This is a genomic window from Cupriavidus plantarum, from assembly GCF_905397285.1.
Classification (GTDB): Bacteria; Pseudomonadota; Gammaproteobacteria; order Burkholderiales; family Burkholderiaceae; genus Cupriavidus; species Cupriavidus plantarum.
In genome coordinates this window covers 1,363,149-1,380,085 of record NZ_CAJPUX010000001.1, presented here as the reverse complement: position 1 = coordinate 1,380,085, position 16,937 = coordinate 1,363,149, and the positions used below count along the sequence as shown (strand labels likewise).

15 protein-coding genes are annotated in these 16,937 nt (G+C 64.9%); 2 read left to right on the top strand and 13 right to left on the bottom strand.

Annotated elements, in window-relative coordinates; all coding sequences use genetic code 11:
- Positions 1–99: 99 nt before the first annotated feature.
- The 13 genes from lpxA to rpsB form a co-directional block, all read right to left on the bottom strand.
- Positions 100–903: an acyl-ACP--UDP-N-acetylglucosamine O-acyltransferase gene (gene lpxA / locus KHP16_RS06375; RefSeq protein WP_109581238.1), complete on the bottom strand. Its 804-nt coding sequence runs from the start codon at positions 901–903 to the stop codon at positions 100–102.
- Positions 904–944: 41 nt separating this feature from the next.
- Entirely contained in the window at positions 945–1,397 is a 453-nt protein-coding gene (gene fabZ / locus KHP16_RS06370) for a 3-hydroxyacyl-ACP dehydratase FabZ (RefSeq protein ID WP_109581239.1), read from the bottom strand.
- Positions 1,394–2,497: a UDP-3-O-(3-hydroxymyristoyl)glucosamine N-acyltransferase gene (lpxD, locus tag KHP16_RS06365; protein ID WP_211959764.1), complete on the bottom strand. Its 1,104-nt coding sequence runs from the start codon at positions 2,495–2,497 to the stop codon at positions 1,394–1,396. The genes fabZ and lpxD overlap by 4 nt, the downstream gene beginning before the upstream one ends.
- 29 nt (positions 2,498–2,526) lie before the next feature.
- Positions 2,527–3,063: an OmpH/Skp family outer membrane protein gene (locus tag KHP16_RS06360; RefSeq protein WP_109581241.1), complete on the bottom strand. Its 537-nt coding sequence runs from the start codon at positions 3,061–3,063 to the stop codon at positions 2,527–2,529.
- Between the two features lie 21 nt (positions 3,064–3,084).
- Positions 3,085–5,394, bottom strand: coding sequence for an outer membrane protein assembly factor BamA (bamA, locus tag KHP16_RS06355; protein WP_109581242.1), 2,310 nt, complete (start codon positions 5,392–5,394; stop codon positions 3,085–3,087).
- Positions 5,395–5,492: 98 nt separating this feature from the next.
- Positions 5,493–6,887 carry an RIP metalloprotease RseP gene (rseP, locus tag KHP16_RS06350; RefSeq protein ID WP_211959763.1) on the bottom strand — a complete coding sequence of 465 codons (1,395 nt, stop codon included), beginning with the start codon at positions 6,885–6,887 and terminating at the stop codon, positions 5,493–5,495.
- Between the two features lie 60 nt (positions 6,888–6,947).
- Positions 6,948–8,123 (bottom strand): 1-deoxy-D-xylulose-5-phosphate reductoisomerase, encoded by a 1,176-nt coding sequence (ispC, locus tag KHP16_RS06345; RefSeq protein ID WP_109581244.1) that lies wholly within the window; start codon positions 8,121–8,123, stop codon positions 6,948–6,950.
- A gap of 21 nt (positions 8,124–8,144) precedes the next feature.
- Positions 8,145–8,966, bottom strand: a complete 822-nt coding sequence (locus KHP16_RS06340) for a phosphatidate cytidylyltransferase (protein WP_211959762.1) — start codon at positions 8,964–8,966, stop codon at positions 8,145–8,147.
- Between the two features lie 58 nt (positions 8,967–9,024).
- Positions 9,025–9,795: an isoprenyl transferase gene (locus KHP16_RS06335; protein ID WP_115952184.1), complete on the bottom strand. Its 771-nt coding sequence runs from the start codon at positions 9,793–9,795 to the stop codon at positions 9,025–9,027.
- Between the two features lie 14 nt (positions 9,796–9,809).
- Positions 9,810–10,370: a ribosome recycling factor gene (gene frr / locus KHP16_RS06330; protein ID WP_109581247.1), complete on the bottom strand. Its 561-nt coding sequence runs from the start codon at positions 10,368–10,370 to the stop codon at positions 9,810–9,812.
- A 109-nt stretch (positions 10,371–10,479) separates the two neighbouring features.
- A complete protein-coding gene (pyrH, locus tag KHP16_RS06325) occupies positions 10,480–11,190 on the bottom strand; it encodes a UMP kinase (protein WP_109581248.1) in 711 nt (236 codons plus the stop codon).
- Between the two features lie 202 nt (positions 11,191–11,392).
- On the bottom strand, positions 11,393–12,271 hold the full coding sequence (gene tsf / locus KHP16_RS06320; RefSeq protein WP_109581249.1) for a translation elongation factor Ts: 879 nt from the start codon (positions 12,269–12,271) through the stop codon (positions 11,393–11,395).
- Positions 12,272–12,448: 177 nt separating this feature from the next.
- Positions 12,449–13,192 (bottom strand): 30S ribosomal protein S2, encoded by a 744-nt coding sequence (gene rpsB, locus KHP16_RS06315; RefSeq protein WP_109581250.1) that lies wholly within the window; start codon positions 13,190–13,192, stop codon positions 12,449–12,451.
- A 259-nt stretch (positions 13,193–13,451) separates the two neighbouring features.
- Between rpsB and map the strand changes: the two genes are divergently transcribed.
- Together map and KHP16_RS06305 are read left to right on the top strand one after the other, a co-directional pair.
- Positions 13,452–14,270 carry a type I methionyl aminopeptidase gene (gene map, locus KHP16_RS06310; protein WP_115952857.1) on the top strand — a complete coding sequence of 273 codons (819 nt, stop codon included), beginning with the start codon at positions 13,452–13,454 and terminating at the stop codon, positions 14,268–14,270.
- Between the two features lie 76 nt (positions 14,271–14,346).
- The gene (locus KHP16_RS06305; protein WP_211959993.1) at positions 14,347–16,920 is read left to right on the top strand and encodes a [protein-PII] uridylyltransferase; all 2,574 of its coding nucleotides are present in this window, start codon (positions 14,347–14,349) and stop codon (positions 16,918–16,920) included.
- The last annotated feature ends 17 nt before the right edge of the window (positions 16,921–16,937 follow it).

Sequence of the window (16,937 nt, the reverse complement as noted above, 5' to 3'; positions counted from 1 at the left end):
CTGCTCAGTGACTTGCTGAGTCACCCGATCACCCGGCTGCAGCGCGGATTCCCCGGGCATCTCGCCCCCCACGGTGGCATCGACCATGTCGGGATCGGCTTAGCGAACGATGCCGCGCTGCGTCGTGGCCAGGAAGTCGGCGAGCGCGCGCAGCGGCTCAGACGTCGTGGCGTCCGATTGCGCGAGCAGCGCCGCGATTTCATTGCGCGCGTCGTCGAAGTTGAGGTCCGACTTGTACAGCAGCTTGTACGCCTGACGCAGCGCGGCGATCTGGCCCGCGTCGAAACCGCGGCGGCGCAGACCCTCGACGTTCACGCCGTGCGGCGTGGCCTTGTTACCGCCCTTGTCGCCGGCGGCGATCACGAACGGCGGAATATCCTGCACGAGCGCCGAAGCGCCGCCGAGAAACGCGTGCGCCCCGATGCGGACGAACTGATGCACGCCGCTCATGCCGCCCAGAATCGCCCAGTCGCCTACCTGCACGTGGCCGGCGATCTGCGCGTTGCTGGAGAACACGACGTGGTTGCCGACGTCGCAGTCGTGCGCGATGTGCACGTACGCCATGATCCAGTTGTCGTTGCCGAGCCGGGTCAGGCCGCGATCCTGCACGGTGCCCGTATGGATCGTCGTGAATTCACGAATCGTGTTGCGATCGCCGATCTCGAGCCGCGTCGGCTCGTTGGCGTACTTCATGTCCTGCGGGGTGCCGCCGATCGAAGCGTAGGGGCCGATACGGTTGCCCTCGCCCAAGGTGGTGTGCCCTTCGACGGTGGTATGCGAGCCGATCCGGGTACCGCTGCCAATCCGCACGTTCGGCCCGACGATGGAAAACGGGCCGACGGTGACGTCGGTGGCGAGTTCTGCCTTCGGGTCGACCAGTGCGGTGGGATGGATTTGCGTCATACGTCCTGTCCTGTGGTCTGATGCGTGGGAAGTGGCGCGGCTCAGGCGTCGGCCTGCTTGACCGTGCACATGAGTTCGGCTTCGCAGGCGATCTCGCCATCCACTGTGGCGTTGGCCTTGAACTTCCAGATGCCGCGGATGTAGCGCTCCACGGTCACGTTCAGGTGCAGCTGGTCGCCCGGGTACACCACGCGCTTGAAGCGCGCGCCGTCGATGCCGACGAAGTAGTACAGCGAGCCTTCCTTGCGCTCCATGTCCGCGCCGAACGTCAGCAGGCCAGCCGACTGCGCGAGCGCCTCAAGAATCATGACCCCGGGCATCACCGGTTGTTCCGGGAAATGGCCCACAAAGTACGGTTCGTTGATGGTGACGTTCTTGAGCGTCTTGATCCGCTTCTGCGGCTCCAGCTCGAGCACGCGGTCGACGAGCAGGATCGGATACCGATGCGGCAGCAGCTTCAGGATCTTGCGAATGTCGATGTCGGATGCGGTCATGATGATTTCTCTTGGTCTTGTGTTGGGGCGGGATCCGACGACTGGCCGCGCAGGCGGCGCTCCAGCTGGATCACCCGTTCGCGCAGCTTCGCGAGCCCGCGTACGATGGCGGCGTTGCGTTCCCATTCGCCATGCGGCAGGAACGGGAAAACGCTCGTGAAATGGCCGCCAGGCTTGCTGATCGACTTCGTGATCGAGGTGCCGCCCGAAATCGTGGTCCGGTCGGCAATGGTCAGGTGGCCCGCGAAATTGGCCGATCCGCCGATCACGCAGAATCGGCCGACCCGGGTACTCCCCGCGATCGCGGCGCAACCCGCGATCACGGTATGCGCGCCGACCCTTACGTTATGCGCAATCTGGACCTGATTGTCGAGCTTGCAGCCTTCTTCGATCACCGTGTCCGCCATCGCGCCACGGTCGATCGCGGTATTGGCGCCGACCTCCACGTCATCGCCGAGCACCGCGCGTCCCGTTTGCGGGATCTTCACGTACGCGACCCCGGCCGGGCCGATATCCGGCGCGAAGCCGAAACCGTCCGCGCCGATGACCGCGCCGCTGTGCAGGATGTTGCGTTTACCGACCACGCAGTGGTGATAAACCGATACATTCGCGTAAATCAGCGTATCGTCGCCGATCTCCGCATGTGCACCGACAAAGCTGTTGCCGACGATGCGGACACGCTCGCCCAGTTTCGCTCCGGCTTCGATGACCACATTGGGGCCAATGAAGCATGAGGCGGGCACCACGGCATCCGCCGCCACGCTCGCGCGCGGATCGACGCCGGTCCGGGTGTCCGCGCTGGCGCGGTCGAAACGCTGTGCGATGCGGGCAAAGCAGACATACGGATTGCGCGCGACCAGCCAGTTGCGGCCATCGGCATGGCCTTCGGCGCGAATGCGCTCGAGGTCGGCGGGCGACACGATGATCGCGCCCGCGCCCGACGATACAGCCTGCGCGAGGTACAGCGGATTGGAGAGGAACGACAGGTCGCCGGGGCCGGCCTGATCGAGCGGCGCGAGGCCGGCAACGGTCAGGTCGGGATCACCCACAACCTGCGCGCCGTTCTCGGTGGCGAGCTGCCCCAGTGTGGGTGTCTGCATGGCGGTACTTCCTGAGAGGGAACGAGGGCTTACTTGGCGCCCGTGGTGCTCGCGTTCAGCGCCTTCATCACGTCGTCGGTGATGTCGATACGCGGATTCACGTACACGGCTTCCTGCACGATCAGGTCGTATTTGCGCTGTTCGGCCAGGCTGCGGATGACGCGGTTGGCACGCTCGAGCACCTGGGCCAGCTCCTCGTTACGGCGCTGGTTCAGGTCTTCGCGGAATTCACGCTGCTTGCGCTGGAATTCGCGGTCGAGGTCGGCCACTTCGCGCTGACGGCGCTGGCGGTCCGAATCCGCGAGCACCGCGGTGTCCTTGTCGAGCTTGTCGGCCATGCCCTTGATCTTCTGGGCCATGTCCTGCAGCTCGCGGTCGCGCTTGGAGAATTCCTGCTCGAGCTTGACCTGGGCGGCCTTGGCCGGCTGGGAATCGCGCAGGATGCGCTCCGAGTTGACCGCGGCAATGCGCGCCTCCTGAGCCATCGCCGGCGCTGCCGCGCACAGGGCCGCCGCGGCCAGCGCGGCCGCGCTCAGGGATTTCATCAGTGGGGAATGGAGTTTCATGAAACGAATCCTTTGTCGCAATCAGAACGCGGTACCAATCTGGAACTGGAAGCGCTGGACACGGTCGGTGTCGTCCTTCTTGAGCGGGAAGCCGACGCTGACCTTGAGCGGGCCGATCGGGGACAGCCACGACATACCGACACCGGTCGAGTACTTCAGGTCGTTGACCTTGATCGGCGCACCTTCCTGGTACACGTTACCGAAGTCGAAGAACGTGAACAGTCGCAGCGTACGGTCCACACCCGAACCCGGCAGCGGGAACACGAACTCGACGTTACCGATCAGCTTGGACGCGCCGCCGACCGGATTGCCGTTCTGGTCCTTCGGACCCAGCGTACTGGTCTGGTAGCCACGCACCGAGCCGATACCACCGGCATAGAAGTACTTGAACACCGGGAACGGCGTGTCGCCGTAACCGTGGCCGTACGCAAACTCACCGTTGAAAGCCAGCGTGAAGGCCTTCGACAGCGGATAGAAATACTGCTGCTGGAAGCTCGCGCGATAGTACTGCGTATCGCCGCCCGGCACGCCGACTTCGAGGTTGGCCTGCGTGTACGGACCCTTGGTCGGAATCAGCGCGCTGTCGCGGCGGTCCCGCGCCCAGCCGATCGTGAACGGGAAGTTGTTGATCGGGTCGCCGCTGTTCTTGCCCACCTTGCGGAGCCATTCCTGATACTGCGTGGGCGTATTCGTCGACGTGTAGACCTGCGTGCGCTCGTAGCCGATACCGAAGAACACGGTATCGATTTCCGAGAACGGCACGCCGAACTTGAAGCCGCCACCCGCGGTGACGATCTTGTAGTCCTGGTCGCCCGTGTAATACAGCGGACGCGCGGTACGGTAGTAGATATCGGTCGAGCGGCTGATGCCGTCCACCGTGAAATACGGGTCGTACTGCGTCAGCGAGATCGTGCGGAACGACTTCGCGGTGTTCACGTCGAGGCCGAGGCTGGTACCGGAGCCGAACACGTTGTCCTGGCGCAGGCCCGCCTGCAGCACGAGCTTGTCGGTCGAGGAGAAGCCCAGACCCAGGCTGATCTGGCCGGTCGGCTTCTCGGTCACGTTCACGTTCACATCGACCTGGTCGGGCGCGCCCGGCACGTCCTCCGTGGTGATGTTCGTGTCCGTGAAATAGCCGGTACGGTTGATACGGGCCTGCGACTGCGTGAGTTTCTCGCTGTCGAACCACGAGCTTTCCATCTGGCGCATCTCGCGGCGCACCACTTCGTCACGCGTCTTGCTGTTGCCCACCACGTTCACGCGGCGCACGTAGACGCGGCGCCCCGGGTCGACCATCAGCGTCAGCGCGACTTCGCGCTTGGACTGATCGATGTTCGGCTGCGGATTGATCGTGGTAAAGGCGTAGCCGTACGTGCCCAGCAGGTCGGTGATGGCCTTCGTGCTCGCGGTCAGCTTTTCGGACGAGAAGATGTCGCCCTTCTTCAGCTGCATGAGCTTTTCCATCTCTTCCTGCTTGCCGAGCAGTTCGCCGGCCAGGCGGATGTCGGACACCTTGTACTGCTCGCCTTCCTTGATGTTCAGCGTCAGGTAGATGTCCTTCTTGTCCGGCGTGATCGACACCTGCGTCGACTCGATCTGGAACTCGAGGTAACCGCGATTCAGATAGTACGAACGCAGAGCTTCCAGGTCGGCCGTCAGCTTCTGCTTCGAATACAGGTCGTTCTTCGTGTACCAGGACAGCCAGTTCGGCGTCGACAGCTGCATCTCGTCGCGCAGCGTGCTTTCCTTGAACGCCTTGTTGCCGACGATATTGATCTGGCGGATCTTCGCGACGGGGCCTTCATCGACGTTGAACACGACGGACACGCGATTGCGGTCCACCGGCGTGACGGTCGTCTGCACGTCCGCGGCGTAGTACCCGCGCGCCACGTACTGGCGCTTGAGTTCCTGCTCGGCCTTGTCGATCAGCGCCTTGTCGTAGTAACGCGCCTCGGCCACGCCGACGGCCCGCAGCGACCGGCGCAGCGTGTCCTTGTCGAATTCCTTGATGCCGACGAACTCGAGCTGCGAAATGGCGGGACGTTCCTCGACCTGCACCACGAGCACGCCATCTTCGGCGCGGATCTGCACGTCCTTGAAGAAGCCCGTGTTGTAGAGCGCGCGAATGGCATCGGCGCCCTTGTCGTCGGTGAAGGTTTCGCCGACGCGGACCGGAAGGTAACCGAACACGGTGCCAGGCTCGACGCGCTGCAACCCTTCGACGCGGATGTCCTTGACTACGAACGGATCGGCGGCCCAGCCCGCAGGGCTCCAGGCCGCGATAATCGCACTCGTCAGCACGCCCAGCGAGATGCGCTTATTTCTGATCAATGTCGATCCCCTCTCTCTCAAATCGATGCGATGCGATGCAGGAATATTTTTAGGCTCTGGCGCCGCGGCGCGTACCCGTCGTCCCGGCCCACGCGCAGCTACCCGCGCGCCAGGAACAATCGGCTGACGTCATTGAACAAAGCGAGTGAGGTCAGGAGCAAGATGCAGGCGATGCCGACCTTCTGCAGCGTCGCCTGCCAGTGATCTGGTACGGGCCTGCCAGTCAAAAATTCCACGCAATAATACAGCAAATGCCCCCCATCCAGAACCGGAATAGGTAACAAATTCAGTACACCGAGGCTCACGCTGACAAGGGCCAGGAAGCTGATGAACGGCTGCCATCCGAGGTTGGCCGCGCGGCCGGCGTAGTCCGCGACGGTCAGCGGGCCGCTGAGATTCTGCAGTGAAGCCTCGCCGATGAGCATCTTTCCAAGCAGCTTCAGCGACAGCACGCTCGTGTTCCAGACCTGCGCGGCGGCGCGGACCGTCGCCTGACCGAGCGGATAGCGCACGATCTCCGTTTGCACGGCCTGATTGAGCGCCGCGCCCAGCTTGCCGGCCGGTTTCGCGGCGCCGCCATCCTTCGGCGTTTCGCCGGGGGCGGTGTCCAGCGTGACCGGCACGTCCAGTCGTTCGGCGCCGCGCTGAATCCCCAGCACGACGGACTGGCCCGGCTGCGCGCGCACCGCGCGGATCAGCTCGCTCGCCTGCGTCAGCGGCTTGCCGCCGAAGGCGACCACCTGGTCGCCGGCCCGCAGCCCGGCGCGCTGCGCCGCGCTGTCCGGCAGGACTTCGGCCACGGTGACCGGGCCGCCTTTGAGGTTCAGGCCCAGCGTGGCCAGCGGATCCTGCTCCGGATTGCCGCCGGTATTGGGCAGGCGGCCCAGGCGCACGTCGCGCTCGGCGCCGTCGGTGCCGCGCACGCGCAGGACGGCCGGCGCATCGTCGAAGCCGTTTGAGAAAACGGCCATGCGCAGGTCGTTCCACGAGCGAATCGGTTCGGTACTGTCATGCGCGGTCAGCGACAGCACGCGGTCGCCCTCGCGCACCCCGGCCTCCGCCGCTACCGTGCCGGCCACCGGCGCCGCCACCACGGGCACCGGTTCGCGCATGCCGCCGGCGTGCAGCACCATATAGAAGACGATGGCCAGCAGGAAGTTGGCCAGCGGTCCAGCCGCCACGATCACGAACCGCTTGCCGACCGGCTGGCGGTTGAACGCGCGCGGCAGCTCGGCCGCATCGATCGGCGGATCGACCTCCGGATCGCGCTCGCGCTCGTCGAGCATCTTCACGTAGCCGCCCAGCGGAATCGCCGCCAGCGTCCACTCGGTCCGGTCACGGCCCCGGGACACCCACTTCGCGAGCGGCCGGCCGAAGCCGATCGAAAACCGCAACACCTTGACGCCGCAAGCCCGCGCCGCCAGGTAGTGCCCCATCTCGTGCACGAAAATCAGAATGCACAGGGCAACGATGAATGCGATCACGGTTTGCATGGCATGTCATCCATCAAGACTGCGGACCCCGGCGAGTACGGTCGTACATCGCCACGATCATCAGCGAGCGAGGCTCGCCACCAGTTGTCGCGCCGCCGCGCGCGCGCCGGCATCGGCCGCGAGCACGCCGTCGAGCGTTTCCGCCGACCCTTCGTGCGGCTGGCCGAGGACGCCCTCGACCACGCGCGCGATGTCCGTGAAGCGGACGCCCCCGGCGAGGAACGCCTCGACGGCGATCTCGTTGGCGGCATTCAGTACCGCCGGCGCCACGCCGCCCGCGCGCAGCGCGTCGAAGGCGAGCGCCAGGCAGGGGAAACGGTTCAGGTCGGGCACCTCGAAATGCAGGCCGCCGGCCACGGTCAGATCCAGCGGCGTCACGCCCGAGTCGATGCGCTCGGGATACGCCATGCCATACGCGATGGGCGTGCGCATGTCGGGGTTGCCGAGCTGTGCGAGCACCGAGCCGTCAGCGTACGCGACCATCGAATGCACGATGCTCTGCGGATGGATCAGGACCTCGATCTTCTCGGCCGGTGCGCCAAACAGCCAGTGGGCCTCGATGACCTCGAGCCCTTTGTTCATCATCGTCGCCGAATCCACCGAGATCTTGCGGCCCATGACCCATTTCGGATGCGCGCAGGCCTGATCGGGCGTGATGTCGTGCAGCGTCGACGGATCGCGCGTGCGGAACGGACCGCCGGACGCTGTCAGCAGCACCTTCGACACGCCGGCGCGGTAGCGCGGATCATCGGTCGGCAGGCACTGGAAAATCGCGTTGTGTTCGCTGTCGATCGGGAGCAGCGTCGCGCCATGCTCGCGTACGGCGTCCATGAAGATGGCGCCGGACATCACGAGCGATTCCTTGTTGGCGAGCAGCACGCGCTTGCCCGCGCGCGCGGCCGCCAGCGACGAACGCAGGCCCGCGGCGCCGACGATCGCGGCCATGACCGCATCGGTCTCAGTGTCCGCAGCCACCGACTCGAGCGCCTCCGGTCCATGGCTGACGGCCGTCTTCACACCGGCCTGGCGCAGCAGGGCTTCGAGTTCGCGCGCCGCCTCCGGACTGCCCACGACTGCGCGGGCCGGACGAAACTCGGCGCAGGCGGCCGCAAGCTTGTCGACCTGGCGATGCGCCGACAGCGCGTGAACCGTGTAGCGGTCCGGATGGCGGCGCACGACGTCGAGCGTGCTTTCGCCAATGGATCCGGTTGCGCCGAGAATGGTGATGCGTTGCATAGAAACCAGTTCAGATAAGGATCACAGCCACGCCAGCAGCAGCGCCGCCAGCGGAAATACGGGAATCAGCGCGTCGATGCGGTCTAGCACGCCACCGTGCCCCGGCAACAGTCCGCTGCTGTCCTTCATGCCGACCTGCCGCTTGAGCAGCGACTCGAACAGGTCGCCGATCACGCTCGCGGCCACGAGCAGCGTGGTCAGGACGGCCACGATGCCCAGGCCATGGCGGTCCGCCATCGCGGAGAACCACGTCGGCGCGAACGCGTGCGTGGCCGCCAGGCCAAGGCCGAGCGCCATGACGAGCACCCAGCCGCCAAGGGCGCCTTCCCACGACTTGCCCGGGCTGATCGTGGGCGCGAGTTTGCGGCGGCCGATGGCCTTGCCGACGAAATACGCGCCGATATCGGCCACCCAGACCAGCACCGCGACCGACAGCAGCACGGCGATGCCCTGCCCCCGCAGCACCATCACGGCATGACCGAATGCCGGCAGCATGATGACGCCGAGAATCGCCCCGAGACCCGTGAAGCCCGGCGTGGCCGTACGCACCCCGCGCGACAGCAGGACCAGCGCGACGGCCCACGCGACCACGGCGGCCGCGAGCAGCACCATCACCGAACGCGGATCCGGCGCGGCGTCCCACACCAGCAGCACGAGCAGGCAGACCACGGCGTAGACAACGGGCATCGACCCTTTCAGGCCGATCAGGCGGCCGAATTCCCACCCGGCCAGCAGCACGATAAGGGCGACAAGCCCCGCCAGCGCCACCGGCGGTGCCAGAAACAGGATCGGCAGGATCAACAGCAGCAGGCAAACGGCGGTGATGACGCGGGTAATGAGCATGCGCTGCGGTGTCCCGTAAGTGAATGGCCCGTGAACGGCAGGAGCGCCCCGAAGGCGCTCAGGCGGTTCCCGACAGACCCGGCGCGACCAGCTGCGCGCTGGTACGGCCGAAACGCCGTTCCCGCTGCCGGTACGAGGCGAACGCCTTGTCGAGTTCGGCGGCGTCGAAATCGGGCCAGTAGGTATCGGTGAAGTAAAGCTCGGAGTAGGCGAGCTGCCAGAGCAGGAAATTGCTGATGCGCTGTTCCCCGCCGGTGCGGATGAACAGATCCGGTTCCGGCGCGTAGGCCATCGCCAGATGCGGCGCGAGCACCGATTCGTCGATGGTTTCGGGATCCAGCATGGGCTGGCGCGCGAGCATCTTGCGCATGGCCTGCAGCAGGTCCCAGCGGCCGCCATAGTTGGCGGCGATGGTCACCGTCAGGCCGGTGTTCCGCGCGGTGCGCGCCTCGGCATCGGCAATGAGCTGCTGAATGCGCGGGCTGAAGCGGGACAGGTCTCCCACCACGCGCAGACGGATATTGTTGGCGTGCATCTTGACCACCTCGCGGCGCAAGGCGGTCATGAACAGGCGCATCAGGAACGAGACTTCGTCCGCGGGGCGGCGCCAGTTCTCGGAACTGAAGGCGAACAGCGTGAGGAACTGCACGCCACGCGCGGCGCTCGCCTCCACCACGGCCCGAACCGCGTCGAGGCCGCGGTTGTGGCCGGCGATGCGGGGCAGATGGCGCTGTGTCGCCCAGCGGCCATTGCCATCCATGATGATGGCAACGTGCTGGGGCACATAGCTGGTATCGGGAACGCCGAGCGTAGAACTGATGTGCTGCATGGTGTCAGACGGCTTCACACCGTCATGATCTCCTTCTCTTTTTCGGCGACAAGCTTGTCGATCTCGGCCACGAACTTGTCCGTCAGCTTCTGGACTTCGTCCTGGCCGCGGCGCTCGTCGTCCTCGGAAATCGTCTTGTCCTTGACCAGCTTCTTGAACTGTTCGTTGGCGTCGCGGCGCAGGTTGCGCACGGCGATCTTGGCGCCTTCGGCCTCGCCCTTGACGACCTTGGTCAGTTCCTTGCGGCGCTCTTCGGTCAGCGCGGGCATCGGCACACGGATCACGTCGCCCATCGTGGACGGGTTCAGGCCGAGGTCCGCGTCGCGGATGGCCTTCTCGACGGGCTGCACCATCTTCTTTTCCCACGGCTGCACGCTGATCGTGCGGGCATCGGCCAGGCCGACGTTCGCCACCTGGCTGATGGGCACCGGCGAACCGTAGTAATCCACTTGCACGTGATCGAGCAGGCCGGCATGGGCACGGCCCGTGCGGATCTTGGCCAGATCGGCCTTGAAGGCCTCGATCGACTTCTGCATCTTCTGCTCGACGCTCTTCTTTGTGTCGGCGACGGTCATGTTTACCTCCGGAAATGCCAGACAGGATCCCGCCCTGGGCGGAATCGAAAATGAACCATTCTACTCTCAAGGACCGCGCGAATTGCCATTCTGCCCCGGTCCGTCCACGTCAAACGTGCACTAGCGTACCTTCGTCTTCACCCTGGATCACGCGCAACAGGGCGCCCGGCTTGACGATCGAAAAGACCTTGATCGGCAGCTTCTGGTCGCGGCAGAGCGCGAACGCGGTAGCGTCCATGACCTGCAGATTGCGGGAGATCGCCTCGTCGAACGAGATCGTGGCATAGCGCGTGGCGCTCGGATCCTTCTTGGGATCGGCCGTGTAGACGCCATCCACCTTGGTCGCCTTCAGCACGATCTCGGCGCCGATTTCGGAGCCGCGCAGCGCGGCGGCCGTGTCGGTCGTGAAGAACGGATTGCCGGTGCCGGCCGCGAAAATCACGACCTTGCCCTCTTCGAGCTGGCGGATCGCGCGGGGGCGGATGTAAGGCTCGACCACCTGGTCCATGCGGAGCGCGGACTGGACGCGGCCCTCGATGTTGGCGTGGCGCATGGCGTCCTGCAGGGCCAGCGCGTTCATCATCGTGGCCAGCATGCCCATGTAGTCGGCCGTCGCGCGGTCCATACCGGCCGCGCCGCCCGCCACGCCGCGGAAGATATTGCCGCCGCCGATGACCACCGCCACCTGGACGCCCAGCTTCACGATCTCGGCGATGTCGTTGACCATGCTTTCGATGGTGGAGCGGTTGATGCCGAAGGCATCGTCGCCCATCAGGGCCTCACCGGACAGTTTCAGAAGGACGCGCTTGTAGGCTGGCATGTTCACCCTCGGGCAAATTTAACTGGGAACGCCGGTCGGTAACCGGTTTTCGTCGTGACCCGGGCGACGGGCGGGGCCCCGGATCACGACGAAAACTGGCTGCGGTGCTACTTGTGCAGAGGGGCACCTTGCGGCGCCCCTCGGCATTATACGGTGGCAGCGCCGGCATTCCGCATGGAACGCCCGCTTGCCACCCGGAACATCAGCCCTTCTGGGCAGCGGCCACCTGGGCGGCCACTTCGGCAGCGAAGTCGTCCTGCTTCTTCTCGATGCCCTCGCCCACCACGAACAGCGTGAAGCCCTTCACGGTCGTGTTGGCGGCCTTCAGCATCTGCTCGACGGTCTGCTTGTCGTTCTTCACGAACGGCTGGTTCAGCAGCGACACTTCCTTCAGGTACTTCTGCACCGAACCTTCGACCATCTTGGCGGCGATTTCAGCCGGCTTGCCCGACTCGGCAGCCTTCTGCTCGGCGATGCTGCGCTCCTTGGCGATCAGCTCGGCCGGCACGTCCGCCGACGACAGCGACACCGGCTTCATGGCGGCCACGTGCATGGCCACGTCCTTGGCGGCGGTTTCGTCGCCGTCGAACTCCACGACCACGCCAATGCGCGTGCCGTGCAGGTACGAGGCCAGCTTGCCGCCATTGGCGTAGCGCTTGAAGCGGCGGATCGCCAGGTTTTCACCGATCTTGCCGATCAGCGCGGTGCGGGTGGCTTCCACCGACACGCCGTCGATCTCGAGCGCCGACAGCGCGGCCACGTCGGCCGGGTTTTGCTTGGCGATCAGTTCGGCGATCTTGGCCGAGAAGGCCAGGAAGTCGTCGTTCTTCGAAACGAAGTCGGTTTCGCAGTTCAGCTCGACCAGGGCGCCGGTCGTGCCGTCGATGAACGTGGCGACCACGCCTTCGGCGGTCACGCGCGAAGCGGCCTTGCTGGCCTTGTTGCCCAGCTTGACGCGCAGGAGTTCTTCAGCCTTTTCTAGGTTGCCTTCGGCTTCCGTCAGGGCCTTCTTGCACTCCATCATCGGCGCGTCGGTCTTCGCGCGCAGTTCTGCAACCATGCTTGCGGTAATTGCCGCCATTTGTCACTCCTTGGTTGGTTCAGCGTCATCGGCGGGAAAGGGTACACGCCGCGGATGACAACTTGTCAGCTTGAAAAAAGGGGGCGACCATAGTGCCCCCTGTTTCGGGACGCGCGCCCGGCGCGCACCCCTGAATCCTGGACTCGCGCGCCGATCCGGCGCGCAAGCCCCGAATCATCAGCCTTCCTGCACTTCGACGAATTCGTCGCCTTCGCGAGCGGCTTCCACCACTTCCTGCACGGCGTTCGCACGGCCTTCCAGGATCGCGTCGGCCACGCCGCGCACGTACAGCGCCACGGCCTTGCTCGAGTCGTCGTTACCCGGGATCACGTAATCGATGCCTTCCGGCGAGTGGTTCGTATCGACCACGCCGATCACGGGGATGCCCAGCTTGTTGGCTTCGGTGATGGCGATCTTGTGGTAGCCGACGTCCACCACGAAGATGGCGTCAGGAATGCCGCCCATGTCCTTGATGCCGCCGATCGACTTCTGCAGCTTGGTCATTTCGCGCTCGAACATCAGCGCTTCCTTCTTGCTCATGGTTTCCAGCGCGCCGGCTTCCTTGGCGGCTTCCATGTCCTTCAGGCGCTTGATCGAGATCTTGACCGTCTTGTGGTTGGTCAGCATGCCGCCGAGCCAGCGGGCGTCAACGTAAGGCATGCCGGCACGGCCAGCTTCCTCGGCGAGGACTTCGCGCGACTGACGCTTGGTGCCCACGAAAAGGATGGTGCCGCGGTTTGCAGCCAGCTGACGCACGTACTTCAGTGCGTCCTGGAACATCGGCAGCGTCTTTTCGAGGTTGATAATGTGGATCTTGTTGCGATGACCGAAGATGAAGGGGGCCATCTTGGGGTTCCAGAAGCGGGTCTGGTGGCCAAAGTGGCAACCGGCTTCCAGCATTTCGCGCATGGTCACGGACATGTGAGGTGCTCCAATAGGGTTAGGTCTGAAGTCCGCCCCGACATTTCTGAAAAGAAACACCCCGGATGGGCGGACCAGCGATTTACAAAAGGTTCTCTGACATCAAGTCAGCCTGCGATTGTAGCAACAAACCCGGGTTTCCTTCAAGCAGACCCGCAAATCCCTGCCAAGCGACCGTGTTGGTGAGATAATCCTACTTTGCGATTTGATACTCGACAGGGTTTTTATGATCCTGTCGTCACATTTTCCCCAGCGCAGCATGAGCATCTATCTGAATACGGCCGAGGACGTGGCGCAAATGCGCGTCGCTTGCCGTCTGGCCTCCGAGGTTCTCGACTACATCACCCCGCATGTGAAGGCCGGCGTGACCACCGGCGAGCTCGACCGCCTGTGCCATGCGTACATGCGCGACGTGCAGGGCACCGTGCCCGCCCCGCTGAACTATGCGCCCCCCGGCTATCCGCCCTTCCCCGGCGCCATCTGCACGTCCGTCAACGACGTGATCTGCCATGGCATTCCCGGTGACCGCGTGCTCAAGAACGGCGACGTCGTGAACCTCGACATCACCGTGATCACGAAGGAAGGCTATTACGGCGACACGAGCCGCATGTTCGTGGTCGGCGAAGGCTCGATCCTCGCCAAGCGCCTGGCGCAGGTGACCTACGAATGCATGTGGAAGGGGATCCAGCAGGTGCGCAACGGCGCGCGTCTCGGCGATATCGGCCATGCCATCCAGACGCACGCGGAGGCCGCCGGCTACAGCGTGGTGCGCGAGTACTGCGGCCACGGCATCGGCAAGAACTTCCACGAAGATCCGCAGATCCTGCACTACGGCCGTCCGGGCACCGGCGCCGAGATCAAGACCGGCATGATCTTCACGGTGGAGCCGATGATCAACGCGGGCAAGCGCGACATTCGCACGATGCCCGACCACTGGACCGTCAAGACGCGCGACCGCAGCCTGTCCGCGCAATGGGAGCATACGGTGCTGGTGACGGATACCGGCTACGAGGTGCTGACTTTATCGGCGGGGTCGCCGGTACCGCCCGCCTTCATCACCGAACCCGTCGCGGCCTGAGGCCGCCATCGAACCCGGGGCGCCGACGATGGCGCCCTTTGTGCTTTCAGCCGTGAAGAATTCACTCGCCCACGCCATGGACACCACGCCGGAACTGCTGCTGTGCCAACGCATCCGCGACAGGCTGCGTGCCGACAAGCAGGCGCTGTTCGCCGAGTTCGAGGCGAGCAACCAGGTGCATCCGCTCGTCACCAGGCTGCGGCGCGCCGTGGATGCCGCGCTCATCGAGGCGTGGACCGGGCTCGAGCTGCCGCGCGATGCCGCGCTCGTCGCGGTCGGCGGGTATGGGCGTGGCGAGCTGTTTCCGCATTCGGACGTGGACGTGCTGCTACTGCTGCGCGCGGAGCCCGATGCCGAGTGCGCGTCCAAGCTCGAACGCTTTATCGGCCTGTGCTGGGATCTGGGGCTCGAGATCGGGTCCTCGGTGCGTACCGTCGACGACTGCATCCGCGAGTCCGCGGCCGACATCACGATCCGCACCTCGTTGCTCGAAGCGCGCCTGCTGACCGGCAGCCGCAGGCTGTTCGAGGAACTGCGCACGCGCTATGACGCCGACATGGATGCCGGCGACTTTTTCCAGGCCAAGCTGCTGGAAATGCGCCAGCGCCACGCGAAGTACCAGGACACGCCCTACGCGCTCGAGCCGAACTGCAAGGAGAGCCCGGGCGGCTTGCGCGATCTGCAGGTGATCCTGTGGATGACGCAGGCGGCAGGCCTTGGCGACAGCTGGAAGCAGCTGTTCGAGCGCGGGCTGCTGACCGAGCGCGAGGCGCAGGAGCTCACGCGCAACGAGCGCCTGCTGCGCACGATCCGCGCGCGCCTGCATCTGCTGGCCGGGCGCCGGCAGGACGTGCTCGTGTTCGATCTCCAGACGGCGCTGGCGGAGGCCTTCGGTTATCGCCAGAACAACCACAAGCGCGCGAGCGAGCAGCTCATGCGCCGCTATTACTGGGCGGCCAAGGCCGTTACGCAGTTGAACAGCGTGCTGCTGCTCAACATCGAGGCGATGCTGTTCCCCACCGAGTCGAAGGTGACGCGCGTGCTGAACGACCGCTTCGTCGAGCGCCAGGGCATGCTCGAGATCACGAGCGACGATCTCTACGAGCGCGAGCCGCACGCGATCCTGGAGACGTTCCTGCTCTACGAGCGCACGCCCGGGGTGAAGGGGCTTTCGCCGCGGACGCTGCGGGGGCTCTACAACGCGCGCACCGTGATGGATGCGTGCTGGCGCAACGATCCCGAGAACCGCCGGCTGTTCCTCGCCATCATGCAGGAGCCGCAGGGCATCACGCATGCGATGCGGCTGATGAACCAGACAAGCGTGCTCGGCCGCTATCTGATCAATTTCCGCCGGATCGTCGGGCAGATGCAGCACGACCTGTTCCACGTCTATACCGTGGACCAGCACATCCTGATGGTGCTGCGTAATCTGCGGCGATTCGCGATCGTCGAGCATACGCACGAGTTTCCGTTTTGCAGTCAGCTCATCGCCAGTTTCGATCGGCCCTGGGTACTGTGGACAGCGGCGCTGTTCCATGACATCGCCAAGGGACGCGGCGGCGACCATTCCAAGCTCGGCGTGGTCGATGCGCGGCGCTTCTGCAAGCAGCATGGAATCTCGCGCGAGGACACCGATCTGATCGCCTGGCTCGTCGAGCATCACCTGACGATGAGCCATGTCGCGCAGAAGCAGGATCTGACCGATCCCGAGGTCGTGCATGCGTTTGCCAAGGTGGTGGGCAACGAGCGTTATCTGACCGCGTTGTATCTGCTGACCGTCGCGGATATTCGCGGGACGAGTCCCAAGGTGTGGAATGCCTGGAAGGGCAAGCTGCTCGAGGACCTGTATCGCATTACGCTGCGGGTGCTGGGGGGCGCGCAGCTCGATCCGCATTCGCTCTGGGCGCAGCGGCGCGACGAGACCATCGCGCAACTGCGGCTCAAGGCCTTCGACCCCGATCTCGGCAAGCCGCTTTGGGACAAGCTCGATGTGTCGTTCTTCCTGCGGCACGATGCGCGCGACATTGCGTGGCTCACGCGCAATCTCTTCAACAAGGTGGACAGCGAGTCGGCCGTGGTGAAGGCGCGCATCTCGCCCGCCGGCGAGGGGTTGCAGATCGCGGTCTACGTGAAGGACCAGCCCGACCTGTTCGCGCGGATCTGCGGGTACTTCGAGCGCAAGGCGTTTTCCATTCAGGATGCCAAGATTCACACCACGCGTCATGGGTATGCACTCGATACCTTCCAGGTGACCGATCCCGGGCTCGCGGGCGACTATCGCGACATTCTTGCGCTGGTCGAGCATGAGCTCGCGGAGCGGCTGCGGCTAGAATGCCCGTTGCCGGAACCGACGCAGGGCCGTCTGTCGCGCCAGTCGCGCAGTTTTCCGATCAAGCCGCGCGTGGACCTGCGTCCCGACGAGCGTGGCCAGTACTACATCCTTTCGCTATCCGCCAATGACCGTACGGGTCTGCTCTACTCGATCGCGCTTGTGCTGGCGCGCCATCGGGTATCGGTGTTCTCGGCGCGGATCAATACGCTCGGCGAGCGTATCGAGGACGTGTTCCTCGTCGATGGCGGACGCCTGTCTTCGGACAATCGATTACAGCTTCAGCTCGAGCAGGACCTGCTCGATGCGCTGGCGGTCTGAACGACCGCCGCATTCGT